Origin of the sequence: Pseudomonas sp. AO-1 (assembly GCF_019775695.1) — a bacterium.
Classification (GTDB): Bacteria; Pseudomonadota; Gammaproteobacteria; order Pseudomonadales; family Pseudomonadaceae; genus Aquipseudomonas; species Aquipseudomonas parakoreensis.
Genome location: NZ_CP079947.1, coordinates 607,056 through 621,092 on the forward strand (window position 1 = coordinate 607,056; position 14,037 = coordinate 621,092).

The window sequence follows — 14,037 nt, forward strand, 5'->3', positions numbered from 1 at the left end:
ACTGCCTACGCATGCACCAGAATCCGCCGGCTTGTGCGCCCTCGGCAGCCTGCGTAACTTGATTGCGTCACTGATTCCCAGTGATCGGGTTTAGCAGCCCGGCTTCGTTTTATTCCGGTCGTACAAGTCTCATCCGGTCAGGCATTCGCCTGCGCTTGATGGTGGCTGTGTGCATGGCACCTTCGGGTGCGCCGGGTTCCGGAATGACCGGTCTGCTAACTTGCGCACAGCCGCCACCCTACCGTTTAGCAGCGAGATGGTGCGGCCTCACAGAGGTACATTCCGATGTTCAAAGTAACACCTAACCCGCCGGTCACCGACACGGCATCCCCCTACGAAGCCCCCGAATCAAAGAAATTCCACGAAGCCGCCGAACGCGCCCTCGACCATTACCTCGGCCCGCCAAAACCCGACCTCATGGCCACGCCCTACACCCCCAACACGCTGTACATGGCCAACCCCGACGCCGACAGCGAATCCCTGCTGGCCGACGCCAGTGAATCCCTCGGCTCGGCCACGGTCATGCTCAACAATCATGCGGCGCTGGTGCAAGGCACGCACCGCAAGACGCTGCAGGGCATTGCTCAGGTGGTGATGGTGGCGGAGATGGCGGTGAATCGGGTGTTGGACAAGTGGGTGCCCGCAGACTGATCCAGTCGTTGCGGTGTGTTGACCGGCCCTATCGCTGGCAAGCCAGCTCCCACAGTGTCCGAGTTGTTTTCGGATTCTGATAATTACCCAAAAACCTGTGGGAGCTGGCTTGCCAGCGATGAGGCCAGTGAACGTTACGCTCAGCGTAATGATTCACCACCGCGCTTGATTGATGCCCCCACCCGACACTCCTAAGGTAGCTCCACGACAGCGAACCCCGTGGAGTGAGCATGACAACAACAATTTCCCCCGACTCGCGCTGGACGCGGCGGCGTGACGAGAAGCAGCGGCGTCTCGACAAGGTGCGCGGGCTGGCCGACGGTGTGGTACTGCCAAGCGACAAGATCGTCGCCGCGCTCGAAGCGCTGATTCATCCCGGCGACCGGGTGGTGCTGGAGGGCAACAACCAGAAGCAGGCGGATTTCCTTTCCCGTTCGCTGGCCAAAGCCGATCCGGCCAAGCTGCATGATCTGCACATGATCATGCCCAGCGTCGGTCGCTCCGAGCATCTGGATCTGTTCGAACGCGGCATCGCCCGCAAGCTCGATTTCTCCTTCGCCGGCACCCAGAGCCTGCGCATCAGCCAGTTGCTCGAAGACGGCCTGCTGGAAGTCGGCGCGATTCACACCTACATCGAACTCTACGCGCGGCTGGTGGTGGACCTGATCCCCAACGTCGTGCTTTCGGCCGGGTTCATGGCCGACCGCAACGGCAACATCTACACCGGCCCCAGCACCGAAGACACCCCGGCGCTGATCGAACCGGCCGCGTTCAGCGACGGCATCGTCATCGTCCAGGTCAACCAGTTGGTGGATGACGTCAGCGAGCTGCCCCGCGTGGACATCCCTGCCTCATGGGTCGACTTCGTGGTGGTGGCCGACAAGCCGTTTTACATCGAACCGCTGTTCACCCGCGACCCACGGCACATCAAACCGGTGCACGTGTTGATGGCGATGATGGCGATCCGCGGGATCTACGAAAAACACAACGTGCAGTCGCTGAACCACGGCATCGGTTTCAACACCGCTGCCATTGAGTTGATCCTGCCGACCTACGGCGAATCCCTCGGCCTCAAAGGCAAGATCTGCCGCAACTGGACGCTCAACCCGCACCCGACCCTGATCCCGGCGATCGAGAGCGGTTGGGTCGAAAGCGTGCATTGCTTCGGCACCGAACTCGGTATGGAAAACTACATCGCCGCGCGCCCGGACGTGTTCTTCACCGGCCGCGACGGCTCGCTGCGTTCCAACCGGATGTTCTGCCAACTCGCCGGGCAATACGCGGTGGATCTGTTTATCGGCGCGACGTTGCAGGTCGATGGCGACGGCCATTCCTCGACCGTGACCCGTGGTCGCCTCGCCGGTTTCGGTGGTGCGCCGAACATGGGCCACGACCCGCGCGGTCGGCGTCACGGCACCCCGGCGTGGCTCGACATGCGCCACGACGACGCGCCGCAACCGATACTCGAACGCGGCAAGAAACTTGTCGTGCAAATGGTCGAGACCTTCCAGGAGGGCGGCAAACCGACCTTCGTCGAAACCCTCGACGCGGTGGAAGTGGCGAAGAAAAGCGGTATGCCGCTGGCGCCGATCATGATCTACGGCGACGACGTTACCCACCTGCTCACCGAAGAGGGCATCGCCTACCTGTACAAGGCGCGCTCGCTGGAAGAACGCCAAGCGATGATCGCTGCGGTTGCGGGCGTGACTGCCATCGGCCTGCGCCACAACCCGAAAGACACTGAACGCATGCGCCGCGAAGGCCTGATCGCCTTGCCCGAAGACCTCGGCATCCGCCGCACCGACGCCACCCGCGAACTGCTGGCGGCGAAAAGCGTGGCCGATCTGGTCGAGTGGTCCGGCGGCCTGTACAACCCGCCCGCCAAATTCAGGAGCTGGTGATGCACGCACTCAACCTGCAAGCGAAACCCCTGAGCCTGAGCGAACGCCTGGCCGATCTGGCGGTGGATGCGCTGATCGACGAAGCCGATCTGTCACCGAAACCGGCGCTGGTCGACCGACGTGGCAATGGCGCGCACACCGATCTGCACTTGGGCCTGATGCACGCTTCGGCGTTGTCGTTATGGCCGGCGTTCAAGGAAATGGCTGAAGCGGCGGTTGAAATCGGCGAAGTCGATTCAACGTTGCGCGAAACGATTGGCCGCATCGGTCGCGAAGGCGAGCAAGCCATGCTCGCGACCACCGACGGGGTGAATACTCATCGCGGGGCAATTTGGGCACTGGGTTTACTGGTGACCGCCGCTGCGCTGGAACCGAAATCCTCAAGTGCCAACGCCGTCTCTGTTCGCGCCGCACGTCTGGCCTTGCTGGATGATCGCTACGCACCAAAACCGCTGAGCCACGGCGCTCAGGTCGCCCTGCGTTACGGCGCACGCGGCGCTCGGGAGGAAGCGCAACTCGGCTTCCCGTCCGTGCTGCAACGTGGTCTGCCGCAACTCAAACGCAGCCGCGCCAACGGTCACGGCGAACAGAACGCCCGGCTCGATGCGCTGCTGGCGATCATGACCGATCTGGCCGACACCTGCGTGCTCTACCGCGCCGGTGAACAAGGCCTGCAGGCCATGCAACACGGTGCGCAAGCGGTGCTCGATGCCGGCGGCAGCGCCAGCCTCAGCGGGCGTCGGCGCCTGCACGCACTGGATCAACAACTCATCGCATTGAATGCCTCGCCCGGTGGCGCCGCCGACTTGCTCGCCGCCACGCTGCTGCTCGATCGAATCGAGCGCGACGGCATCCTTCAGGGAGCGTTTTGATGGAAACCTTATCCTTTGAATTTCCCGCCGGGCAGCCGCCACGCGGGCGCGCGCTGGTCGGTTGTGTCGGCTCGGGCGATCTGGAAGTGCTGATCGAACCGGGGCTGGCCGGCAAGCTGACGATCAATGTGCAGACCTCGGTCAACGGTGCGCAGCAGCGCTGGCAGCATCTGTTTGCGCGGATGTTCGACGGCACCACCCCACCGGCGATGGCCATCGATATTCACGATTTCGGCGCCACGCCGGGTGTGGTGCGCCTGCGTCTGGAACAAGGTTTCGAGGAGATCGACTATGACTGACAGCACAGCGCTGTTGCACAAGCACAGCTTTGTCGAACTCGGTGCGCGGCAACGGGCGAAAGCCTTGCTCGACGCCGGAACCTTCCGCGAATTGCTCGACCCGTTTCAACGGGTCATGTCGCCGTGGCTCGAACGCCAGGGCGTGGTACCGCAAGCCGATGACGGCGTGGTGATCGCCAAGGGCAGCGTCGACGGTTTGCCGGTGGTGATCGCCGCCATCGAAGGCGCGTTCCAGGGCGGCAGCCTCGGCGAAGTCGGCGGGGCGAAGATTGCCGGCGCGCTGGAACTGGCCGCCGAAGACAACCGCAAAGGCATCCCGACCCGCGCCGTGTTGCTGCTGGAAACCGGTGGCGTGCGTTTGCAGGAAGCCAATCTCGGGCTGGCGGCGATTGCCGATATTCATGCGGCGATTGTCGATTTGCAGCAGTACCAACCGGTGGTCGGTGTGGTCGCGGGCAGTGTTGGTTGTTTCGGCGGCATGTCGATTGCCGCTGCGCTGTGCAGTTATTTGCTGGTGACCCAGGAAGCGCGCCTTGGGTTGAACGGCCCACAGGTGATCGAGCAGGAAGCCGGGATCGAGGAATACGACTCCCGCGACCGGCCCTTCATCTGGAGCCTGACCGGTGGCGAGCAGCGGTTCGCCAGTGAGCTGGTGGATCGTTATGTCGCTGATGATGTGGCGCAGATTCGCCAGCAGGTTGGTGAATTGCTGCAGCAGGGTTTGCCCGGTAAGCCGCGCAGTCAGAGTGCCGATTGGTTTCTGCAACGTCTGGCGAGCCTGGACACCGATAAGCAAATCGAGCCTGCGGTGGTTCGCGATCTGTATCAAGGAGAGCGCTCATGAGTGGTTATTCCGTGCGCGGTTTGAACTGGTTCAACGCCCTGAGCGTTGGTACGAAAGCGGTCGAAGGTTTGCCGCCCTCGTTGAAGGTTGCTGACGGTGAACTCGGACGATTGATCGCTGTGGTCGCTGACCCCGACAACCGTTTCCCACGGGCTCGCAACGGCGAAGTCGGATTGCTCGAAGGCTGGGGCTTGGCCAAGGCTGTGGATGACGCGATCACGGCGGATCGCGACAACACACAGAAACGCCCGATCATCGCCATCGTCGACGTACCGAGCCAGGCTTACGGTCGTCGCGAAGAAGCCCTCGGCATTCATCAGGCCCTGGCCGGTGCGGCGGACAGTTATGCCCGCGCCCGTTTGGCCGGGCATCCGGTGATTGCACTGCTGGTGGGCAAGGCCATGTCCGGGGCGTTTCTTGCCCACGGTTATCAGGCCAACCGCTTGATTGCCCTGCGCGATCCCGGGGTGATGGTGCATGCGATGGGCAAGGCCTCGGCGGCGCGAGTGACGCTGCGCAGTGTCGAGGAACTGGAAGCACTGGCCGCCAGCGTGCCGCCAATGGCCTATGACATCGACAGCTACGCCAGCCTCGGATTGCTCTGGGAAACCCTCTCGGTGCAGCAGATCGAGCAGCCGACAACGGAGGATCTGGCGCGGGTGACCGAATGCCTGAAACAGGCCATCGACGATATCTCCAGCACTGACTTGCGCAAGCGTCTCGGCGCGAAAAATCGTGAAGCGTCCAGCCGCGTGCGTGAACTGCTGAGGGCGCAGTGGTGAACCAGCCACTGGCCCATGACCTGCTGTGGGGCATGACCCCGGCGCAGTTGCCGGCGGATGCGCCGCGGTGGGCGATCGAGTCGCTGGCTGCCGGGCAACCGGTGGTGGTGCGGCGGGCGGTGAGCGCTGAAGGTTGGGTCGCGGTGGGCGTGCGCGGTGTGTTGCGTGAGCAGCGGCTGGCGGCGTTCATGCCGGTCGATTCGATTGCCTGTCGCGTTAGTCCTGAGGCGCTGTGTCATGTTGAGTGCGAGCGCGATTTACTGGTGATGCAGGCACTCAAACAACTGCGGCCGATGCTCGATGATTGCGGTTGGGTCTGGGGCATCAGCGGCAGTGTCGGGTTTGAGTTGGCCAGTGGTTTTGTCGCGATGCATGAGGCCAGCGATCTCGATCTGATTCTGCGTACCCCGCAGCTGATCACGCGTAATCAGGCACGCAAACTGGTCGCGGTTTTTGATCAAGCCGTGTGCCGGGTCGACATGCAATTGCAGACGCCGTTCGGTGCGGTCGCGTTGCGCGAATGGGCCGGCGGGTCTGCACGGGTGCTGCTGAAAAACGCCCATCAAGCCTGTCTGGTGGCTGATCCGTGGAACCTGCAGGAGCAGGCAGCGTGAGCAGACTGTTGGTGTTCCCCGGCCAGGGCGCGCAGCAACCGGGCATGCTCCAGCGTTTGCCTCGGGAAACCTTGACCGAGGCCAGCGACGTGCTCGGTGAGGATATCTCGCTGCTCGACTCTGCCGATGCGTTGCGCAGCACCCGGGCGGTTCAGCTGTGCCTGTTGATCGCCGGGGTCGCCGCCTCGCGGCAGTTGCTGCAGGACGGACTTACGGCGGATTACGTCGCCGGCCTGTCCATCGGTGCGTACCCGGCAGCGGTGGTCGCCGGAGCCCTGAGCTTCAGCGATGCGTTGCACCTGGTCAGCCTGCGTGGCGAGTTGATGCAGCAGGCTTATCCACAGGGCTATGGCATGACCGCGATTATCGGTCTGCAGTTATCCACCGTCGAAACGCTGCTGGCGCAGGTGCACAGCGCGGAGTCGCCGGTGTACCTGGCCAATATCAATGCCGATAACCAGGTGGTGATTGCCGGCAGCGACGCGGCGATGCAAGCGGTGGCGGAGCTGGCGCGCAGTTGTGGCGCCGGTCTGGCGAAACGCCTGGCGGTGAGCGTGCCGTCGCACTGCCCGTTACTGGAAAAACCTGCGCAAACCCTCGCCGAGGCTTTCGCCAAAGTTGAACTGAAGACTCCGAAAATCGCTTACCTGAGTGGCAGTCGCGCGCGTCCGCTGGTCAAGCCAGATGCCTTGCGCGACGACCTCGCTTTCAACATGTGCCGCGTGGTGGACTGGCGCGGCACCGTACAAAGCGCCTACGAGCGCGGTGTACGTTTACAAATCGAACTGCCGCCCGGTGCGGTGCTGACCGGGCTGGCGCGCCGGGTGTTCGAATCGGGCACGGTCACTGCTTTCGACAGTGCGCGGCTCGATACCCTGCAGGCGCTGTTGCGAGAGGAGGGAGACCGCCGACCCTAAACCGCCGCGACTCAGGCTTCGAACAACAAAAACAACATTCGACGATGCACTTTGAGGACTACAACAATGATTATTTACGGTGTGGCGCTGTTGGCGATCTGTACGCTGGCAGGGGTGATCATGGGCGACATGCTCGGCGTGTTGCTGGGCGTCAAATCCAACGTCGGCGGGGTCGGCATCGCCATGATCCTGCTGATCTGCGCGCGGTTGTGGATGCAGAAACGCGGCGGCATGACCAAGGATTGCGAGATGGGCGTCGGCTTCTGGGGCGCAATGTACATTCCGGTGGTGGTGGCGATGGCCGCGCAACAGAACGTCGTCACCGCCCTGCACGGCGGCCCGGTGGCGGTGCTGGCGGCCATCGGTTCGGTGCTGGTCTGTGGCTGCACCATTGCCCTGATCAGCCGCACTCATAAAGGTGAGCCATTGCCTGACGAACCGGTGGAAGTCACCCCGGTCGGCACCCCGGTAGGAGGTCGCTGACATGTGGGCTCTCATTGAAAACGGTCTGGAACACAACGGCCTGATCACCGCGTTCGCTTTCGTCGGCGTGATCATGTGGGTCTCGGTGATTCTCTCCAAACGCCTGACCTTCGGGCGCATTCACGGCTCGGCGATTGCCATCGTCATCGGTCTGGTGCTGGCCTGGGTCGGCGGCACCCTGACGGGCGGCCAGAAAGGCCTGGCGGATCTGACGCTGTTCTCCGGCATCGGCCTGATGGGTGGGGCGATGCTGCGTGATTTCGCGATTGTCGCCACGGCGTTCGAAGTGCAGGCGACCGAGGCGAAGAAGGCCGGGTTGATCGGCGTGATCGCGCTGCTGCTCGGTACGGTGTTGCCGTTCATTGTCGGCGCGTGCATGGCCTGGGCCTTCGGCTATCGCGATGCGGTGAGCATGACCACTATCGGCGCGGGCGCGGTGACCTACATCGTCGGCCCAGTGACTGGCGCAGCGATTGGCGCGACATCGGATGTGATGGCGCTGTCGATTGCCACCGGGTTGATCAAGGCGATTCTGGTGATGGTCGGCACGCCGGTCGCGGCGCGCTGGATGGGCCTGGATAATCCGCGTTCGGCGATGGTGTTCGGTGGTCTGGCCGGGACGGTGAGCGGGGTGACGGCGGGCCTGGCGGCGACGGATCGGCGGTTGGTGCCTTATGGTGCGTTGACGGCGACGTTCCACACCGGGCTTGGGTGCTTGCTGGGGCCTTCGCTGTTGTTCTTCATTGTTCGCGGGATTGTGGGCTGACTTTCGGATTCTGTGTTGTCGGGTCTAACGCCATCGCTGGCAAGCCAGCTCCCACAGGTTTTGTGTTGTAAGAAGATTTCTGAATCAGCACAAAACCCTGTGGGAGCTGGCTTGCCAGCGATGCAGGCGACGCGGTCTCAAACCTGGCGATTGGCATACATCCGACACTCCGCCAGCAACGCCAGCAGATTCGGATCGCGCTCCTTGGCCTTCAAGAACACCACGCCAATGTGCTGCTGCAAGCGGTACTTCTCCTGCAACGGGATCAGCTTCACCCGATTCTCGTACACCGCCGCAATCCTTCCTGGCAGCAGCGCATAGCCGACCCCGGAGCTGACCATGCTCAGCAGGGTGAAGATGTCGTTGACCTGCATCGCCACCTTCGGCTCGAACCCCGCTTGCTTGAATACCCGAATGCCGTCCTGATGGGTGGCGAAGCCTTGGGTCAGGGTGATAAAGGTTTCGTCGCGCACCTCGGCCAGATCGACTTCACTGCGTTGGGCGAACCTTGAATCTGCCGGTGTGGCGAGGAAAATGTCGTCGGAGAACAGCGGGATCTGCTCGCAGTCCGGGTCGCTGACGGTGTCGTCCAGCGACACCAGAATCGCATCGACTTCCATGTTCTTCAGCTTGTACAGCAGGTCGATGTTGGAGCCGAGGATCAGGTCGATGTTGAGTTCGCTGCGGCGGATCTTCAGGCCCATGATCAGTTGCGGTACGGTTTTCACCGTCAGCGAGTACAGCGAGCCGAGTTTGAAGCGTTCAGCGGAGAACCCGGCGGCCTCGCGGGTCAGGCGCACACTCTCGACCACGTCCTGGATCAGCTTCTGCGCGCGTTCTTCGAGCACGTAGGCGCTTTCCAGTGGCGTCAGGTTGCGCCCTTCGTGCTTGAACAGCGGGCAGCGCAGGGCGCTTTCCAGCGAATGGATCGCCCGGTGTACGCTGACATTGCTGGTCTGCAACTCGGCTGCGGCACGCGCCAGATTACCGGTGCGCATGAAGGCGAGGAACACCTCGAGTTTTTTCAGGGTCAATTCTTCGTCGATCAGCATGGCGCGGACTCTTTTTAGAATGCGTCGATTGTGCCCGGTATGCGCCGCTCTTTGTAGGAGCTGCCGAAGGCTGCGATCTTTTGATCTTTTAAACGGAAACATTGCGCTTTTACGCTCAAGGCCCGAGCCTTGCGCGTTGCGGTAACGAATCTTGAGGTGAGCGACACATGTATCACGGGGAAAAACTCAACGCCTGGACGCATCTGGTCGGGGCCGTGGCTGCGTTTATCGGCGGCGTGTGGATGCTGGTGATTGCCAGCCTCGACGGCAGTCCGTGGAAGATCGTCAGCGTGGCGATCTACGCCTTTACCTTGCTGGTGCTCTACAGCGCTTCGACCGTGTACCACAGCGTGCGCGGGCGCAAGAAAGCGATCATGAAGAAGGTCGATCACTTTTCCATCTATCTGCTGATCGCCGGCAGCTACACGCCGTTCTGCCTGGTGACGTTGCGCGGGCCGTGGGGCTGGACGTTGTTCGGGATTGTCTGGGGGCTGGCGCTGATCGGCATCCTGCAGGAGATCAAGCCACGCTCGGAAGCACGGATCCTGTCGATCGTGATCTACGCGGTGATGGGCTGGATCGTGTTGGTGGCGGTCAAACCGTTGATTGCGGCGTTGGGCACGGCAGGGTTTGCCTGGCTGGCGTCGGGCGGGGTGTTGTACACCGTGGGGATCATCTTTTTTGCCCTGGATCACCGGTTACGGCATGCGCACGGGATCTGGCATTTGTTCGTGATCGCCGGGAGTCTGCTGCACTTTGTGGCGATTCTGTTTTATGTCCTTTAGAACATCACAAATCCTATGGGAGCGGGCTTGCCCGCGATGACGGACTGTCAGTCACTCATGTGTTGATGGGGCCACCGCAATCGCTGGCAAGCCAGCTCCCACAGGGACCAGGGTTTGCAGTTGTATCTGCGCGCGTCTGCTGAATATCTGCAACAAGTCGCCGAGGGTATGCGGTGGCGGTTCGGTGGCGCGGGTCACTGCGTACAACGTGATCGGCAAGGGCGGCGCCAACGGGCGGATTACGGTGCTGGTCGGCGAAGCACCGAGTGCCGTGAAAGGGTCGATCACCGCCACCCCGGCGCCAGACTCCACCATCGCCCGCGCCAGCGAATACGTCTGCACGGCGATCCGCACGCGAGGCGGTGGCACGACCGCTTCCAGGTAGCTGTCGAGTCGGGCAGCCAGCGGGTCGGCGCTGGATAGCCCGATCAGCGGTGCTCCCGCCAACGCCATCAGCGGCAACGGCTGACCGGCTTCTTCCTCCGGCCAGTAACCTTTCGGCGCCAGCGCCACCAACACGCCCGAGGCCAATGCCTGCGCCTTCAATCCCGGATGATCCGGCAACTGCAACGTCAGGGCCACGTCCACTTCGCGCATCAGCAGGTTCTGCATCAGCTCGCGGCTGTGGGCGCTGGAGAGTTCGCAGGCGATGTCCGGGAACTGTGCCGTCCATTGCCGGATCGCCGGCGGCAGCAACGACAGCGCCAGCGCCGGGGTCGCGCCGATCCGCAGGCTGTGGCCGGGCTCGCGGCGCAGGCTCTGGGCCAGGCGTCGCACGCCTTGCAGACTTTCCGTGACCTTGTCGACTTCGCGCTCCAGCTCCAGCGCTTCCGGAGTCGCCTGCAATTTACCGCGCACCCGCAGAAACAGCGGAAAGCCCAACTGCTGCTCGGCGTGCTGCAGCACTTTGGTCACCGCCGGCTGAGAGACGTGCAGCAATTGCGCAGCGGCGCTGACCGAGCCGGTCTGGCGAATGGCCTGAAAAATCTCGATGTGGCGAAGGCGCATGGCGAGTCCATAACCGTTGTTTATAGGTCTGGCATCTTTATTCATTGTTCGGCGCCTGTCACCTCATCCTAACCTCAGCCTCGTCTTCACATAGAAATAGGGACGGACATGGCTCAGCGTGTGTGCATCATCGGCGGCGGCGTGATCGGGTTGGCAACGGCCTATGCGCTGGTGCGCGACGGTTTCGAAGTAACAGTGGTCGAGGCGCGGCAGTCGCTGGGCAGCGAAACCAGCTTCGCCAACGGCGGCCAGTTGTCCTACCGCTATGTGGCGCCGCTGGCCGATGCCGGCGTGCCGTTGCAGGCGATCGGCTGGATGCTGCGCGGCGACTCGCCGCTCAAGCTGCGCCCGCGTCTGGACCCGGCGCAGTGGCGCTGGATGGCGTCGTTTCTCGCCGCCTGCCGCACCTCGGTCAACCGGGAAAACGCGGCGCATCTGTTGCGTCTGGCGCTGTTCAGCCAGAGCACGCTGAAACGCTGGCGCGAGGATGACGGGCTCATCGGTTTCAACTGGCGGCGCAACGGCAAACTGGTGACCTTCCGCAATGCCGCCAGCTTCGACCATGCGCGCAAGGGCTTGGCCGATCCGCAGCAACAACAGGTGTTGTCCGCCGCCGAATGTGCGCAGCTGGAACCGGCACTGACCGATGCGCCGTTTGTAGGCGCGATCTACACGCCGGATGAAGAAGTCGGCGACTGTCACGCCTTCTGCCAGCAGTTGGCGGCGCGATTGACGGCGTCGGGTCGCTGCGAGTTTCGCCTCGGTCAGGCAGTCACCGGCATTCGCCACAGCCACGGCGTCGTTACGGCGATTGAGCTTGGCAACGAAACCCTGCCAGTTGAACAACTGGTGATCGCCGCCGGGCACCGAAGCCCTTTGCTGGCGCTGCCCGGCCTGCGCCTGCCGCTGTATCCGCTGAAGGGTTACAGCCTGACCGTGCCGATCGGCGATGAGCATCGGGCGCCGGACGTGAGCATCACCGACTACGACCGCAAGATCGTCTACGCGCGCATCGGCGAACAGTTACGGGTGGCGGCGATGGTCGACATCGTCGGTTTCGACCCGGCGGTAGATCCCGAGCGGTTGGCACTGATCAAGCGCCAGGCCCGCGACACCTTTCCCGATGCCGGCAATTACGACGCGGCTGTGGAATGGGCGGGCATGCGCCCGGCCACCCCCACCGGCGTACCGTTGTTGGGCGCCACGGCGTATCGCAATCTGTGGCTCAACCTCGGCCACGGCGCGCTCGGTTTCACCCTGGCCTGCGGCAGCGGGCAGTTGCTCAGCGAACTGATCGGTCAGCAGCGTACATCCATTGACCTGCACGGGCTCAATCCCCGTGCGGCGTGACAGTTTCTGCTAAAACACCCCAACCACAACGGAGAATAACAATGCAAAAAATCACGTTGCTCGGCTGCACACTGGCGCTGTTCATCGGCGCCCAGGCACAGGCCAATGAAGTGCCGCTGACCGGCGCGCTTGGCAAGATCGCCAGCGCCAACAGCATCACCCTGGGCTATCGCGATGCGTCGGTGCCGTTCTCGTATGTGGGCGATCACACCGGGCAGCCGATGGGGTATTCGGTGGAGCTGGCGGGCAAGATTGTCGAGCGGATCAAGCAGCAACTGGCGTTGCCGGAGCTGAAGGTAAAGTACAACCTGGTGACGTCGCAGACGCGGATTCCGCTGGTGCAGAACGGCACGGTTGATCTTGAGTGCGGCTCCACCGGGGTGACGGCCGAGCGGCAGAAACAGGTGGCGTTCTCCTACGGTTTCATCTACGTCAAAGGGCAGTTGCTGACCGCAAAGGACAGCGGCATCCACAGCTTCGATGACCTGCGCGGCAAGAACGTGGTGACCACCGCCGGCACCACCAATGAGCGCTATCTGAAGAGCTACAACCTTGACCACAAACTGAACATGTTCGTGATCAGCGCCAAGGATCACGGCGAGGCGTTCCAGATGCTGCAGTCGGGACGGGCAGCGGCCTTCTACATGGACGACGCATTGCTCTACGGCGAGCGGGCCAAGGCGCGGGACCCGCACAACTGGGTCGTGGTGGGGGAGGAGCAATCGCGGGAAATCTACAGCTGCATGGTGCGCAAGGATGATCCGCCATTCCTCGCGCTGGTGAACGGCGCGCTGGCCGATCTGTACAGTTCGGGGGAGATCAACGGGATCTACCGTAAGTGGTTCGAACAGCCGATCCCGCCGAAAGGCTTGAACCTTGAGTTCCCGATGACCAGCGAACTCAAGGCAATCATCGCCAAACCGATCAGTGATCCGGTGCAGTGACGGGTTAGAAATCACCCCACAGTTGCTGCGCCACTGCCAGTGCCACAACCGGTGCGGTCTCGGTGCGCAGCACGCGTGGGCCGAGTCGGGCGGCGTGGAAACCGTTGGCCTTGGCTTGCTCGACTTCGGCGTCGGACAAGCCGCCTTCGGGGCCGATCAGGAACGCCAGGGTCGCCGGTTTGGCATGGCTCACCAGCGGCTCGGCCACCGGGTGCAGCACCAGTTTCAACTCGGCCTGGGTTTGCTTCAGCCAGTCGGCCAACAACACCGGCGGATGAATCACCGGCACCCGCGAGCGACCGCATTGCTCGCAAGCGCTGATCGCCACCTGACGCCAGTGCAGCAGGCGCTTGTCGGCGCGTTCGTCCTTCAGGCGCACTTCGCAGCGGTCGCTGAAGATCGGGGTGATTTCCGTCACGCCCAGCTCGGTGGCTTTCTGGATCGCCCAGTCCATCCGTTCGCCCCGGGACAGGCCTTGGCCGAGGTGGATCTGCAGCGGCGATTCAATCTGCCCGGCGAACTGCTCGTCGATCTGTACGACGACGCGTTTCTTGCCGACTTCCACCAGCGCGCCGCGAAACTCATGGCCGGAACCGTCGAACAACTGCACCGCATCGCCCTCGGCCATGCGCAGCACGCGGCTGATGTAATGCGCCTGGGCTTCCGGCAGTTCGTGTTCGCCGGTGCTCAGGGGGGCGTCGATAAAGAAGCGGGACAGTCTCATGGTGGGTCTCTAGAAAATTGGCACGTATTGGCTGTAGTGCAGAGC

At 62.9% G+C, this 14,037-nt stretch carries 16 protein-coding genes; 13 read left to right on the forward strand and 3 right to left on the reverse strand.

Features of this window, described 5'->3' with window-relative positions; all coding sequences use genetic code 11:
* Positions 1-285: 285 nt before the first annotated feature.
* The 10 genes from KVQ82_RS02860 (at position 286) to madM (ending at position 8,129) form a co-directional block, all read left to right on the forward strand.
* The gene (locus tag KVQ82_RS02860; protein ID WP_222017914.1) at positions 286-651 is read left to right on the forward strand and encodes a hypothetical protein; all 366 of its coding nucleotides are present in this window, start codon (positions 286-288) and stop codon (positions 649-651) included.
* 230 nt (positions 652-881) lie between these two features.
* Positions 882-2,552: a malonate decarboxylase subunit alpha gene (mdcA, locus tag KVQ82_RS02865; RefSeq protein WP_222017916.1), complete on the forward strand. Its 1,671-nt coding sequence runs from the start codon at positions 882-884 to the stop codon at positions 2,550-2,552.
* Positions 2,552-3,424: a triphosphoribosyl-dephospho-CoA synthase gene (locus KVQ82_RS02870; RefSeq protein WP_222017918.1), complete on the forward strand. Its 873-nt coding sequence runs from the start codon at positions 2,552-2,554 to the stop codon at positions 3,422-3,424. Before mdcA ends, KVQ82_RS02870 begins: the two co-directional genes overlap by 1 nt.
* Positions 3,424-3,723 (forward strand): malonate decarboxylase subunit delta, encoded by a 300-nt coding sequence (locus KVQ82_RS02875; RefSeq protein WP_222017920.1) that lies wholly within the window; start codon positions 3,424-3,426, stop codon positions 3,721-3,723. The genes KVQ82_RS02870 and KVQ82_RS02875 overlap by 1 nt, the downstream gene beginning before the upstream one ends.
* On the forward strand, positions 3,716-4,567 hold the full coding sequence (locus KVQ82_RS02880) for a biotin-independent malonate decarboxylase subunit beta (protein ID WP_222017922.1): 852 nt from the start codon (positions 3,716-3,718) through the stop codon (positions 4,565-4,567). Before KVQ82_RS02875 ends, KVQ82_RS02880 begins: the two co-directional genes overlap by 8 nt.
* On the forward strand, positions 4,564-5,349 hold the full coding sequence (gene mdcE / locus KVQ82_RS02885; protein WP_222017924.1) for a biotin-independent malonate decarboxylase subunit gamma: 786 nt from the start codon (positions 4,564-4,566) through the stop codon (positions 5,347-5,349). Before KVQ82_RS02880 ends, mdcE begins: the two co-directional genes overlap by 4 nt.
* A complete protein-coding gene (locus tag KVQ82_RS02890) occupies positions 5,343-5,963 on the forward strand; it encodes a malonate decarboxylase holo-ACP synthase (protein WP_222017926.1) in 621 nt (206 codons plus the stop codon). Before mdcE ends, KVQ82_RS02890 begins: the two co-directional genes overlap by 7 nt.
* Positions 5,960-6,880 carry a malonate decarboxylase subunit epsilon gene (gene mdcH / locus KVQ82_RS02895; protein ID WP_222017928.1) on the forward strand — a complete coding sequence of 307 codons (921 nt, stop codon included), beginning with the start codon at positions 5,960-5,962 and terminating at the stop codon, positions 6,878-6,880. The genes KVQ82_RS02890 and mdcH overlap by 4 nt, the downstream gene beginning before the upstream one ends.
* Before the next feature lie 66 nt (positions 6,881-6,946).
* Positions 6,947-7,363, forward strand: a complete 417-nt coding sequence (gene madL, locus KVQ82_RS02900) for a malonate transporter subunit MadL (protein ID WP_027610595.1) — start codon at positions 6,947-6,949, stop codon at positions 7,361-7,363.
* Position 7,364: 1 nt separating this feature from the next.
* Entirely contained in the window at positions 7,365-8,129 is a 765-nt protein-coding gene (gene madM / locus KVQ82_RS02905; RefSeq protein WP_047297120.1) for a malonate transporter subunit MadM, read from the forward strand.
* A 137-nt stretch (positions 8,130-8,266) separates the two neighbouring features.
* On the opposite strand, the gene KVQ82_RS02910 is transcribed toward madM, so the two are convergent.
* On the reverse strand, positions 8,267-9,181 hold the full coding sequence (locus tag KVQ82_RS02910; protein ID WP_222017930.1) for a LysR substrate-binding domain-containing protein: 915 nt from the start codon (positions 9,179-9,181) through the stop codon (positions 8,267-8,269).
* A 167-nt stretch (positions 9,182-9,348) separates the two neighbouring features.
* On the opposite strand from KVQ82_RS02910, the gene KVQ82_RS02915 reads away from it, so the two are divergent.
* On the forward strand, positions 9,349-9,966 hold the full coding sequence (locus tag KVQ82_RS02915) for a hemolysin III family protein (protein ID WP_007964065.1): 618 nt from the start codon (positions 9,349-9,351) through the stop codon (positions 9,964-9,966).
* Between the two features lie 51 nt (positions 9,967-10,017).
* Here KVQ82_RS02915 and KVQ82_RS02920 read toward each other — a convergent pair whose 3' ends face one another.
* Positions 10,018-10,974 (reverse strand): LysR family transcriptional regulator, encoded by a 957-nt coding sequence (locus tag KVQ82_RS02920; RefSeq protein ID WP_222017932.1) that lies wholly within the window; start codon positions 10,972-10,974, stop codon positions 10,018-10,020.
* A gap of 108 nt (positions 10,975-11,082) precedes the next feature.
* On the opposite strand from KVQ82_RS02920, the gene KVQ82_RS02925 reads away from it, so the two are divergent.
* Together KVQ82_RS02925 and KVQ82_RS02930 are read left to right on the forward strand one after the other, a co-directional pair.
* Positions 11,083-12,324, forward strand: coding sequence for a D-amino acid dehydrogenase (locus tag KVQ82_RS02925; RefSeq protein ID WP_041063473.1), 1,242 nt, complete (start codon positions 11,083-11,085; stop codon positions 12,322-12,324).
* A gap of 41 nt (positions 12,325-12,365) precedes the next feature.
* Positions 12,366-13,268: a transporter substrate-binding domain-containing protein gene (locus tag KVQ82_RS02930; protein WP_047297116.1), complete on the forward strand. Its 903-nt coding sequence runs from the start codon at positions 12,366-12,368 to the stop codon at positions 13,266-13,268.
* Positions 13,269-13,272: 4 nt separating this feature from the next.
* Here the strand turns inward: KVQ82_RS02930 and KVQ82_RS02935 are convergent, their stop codons facing one another.
* The gene (locus KVQ82_RS02935) at positions 13,273-13,992 is read right to left on the reverse strand and encodes a 16S rRNA (uracil(1498)-N(3))-methyltransferase (protein ID WP_222017934.1); all 720 of its coding nucleotides are present in this window, start codon (positions 13,990-13,992) and stop codon (positions 13,273-13,275) included.
* Positions 13,993-14,037 lie beyond the last annotated feature (45 nt).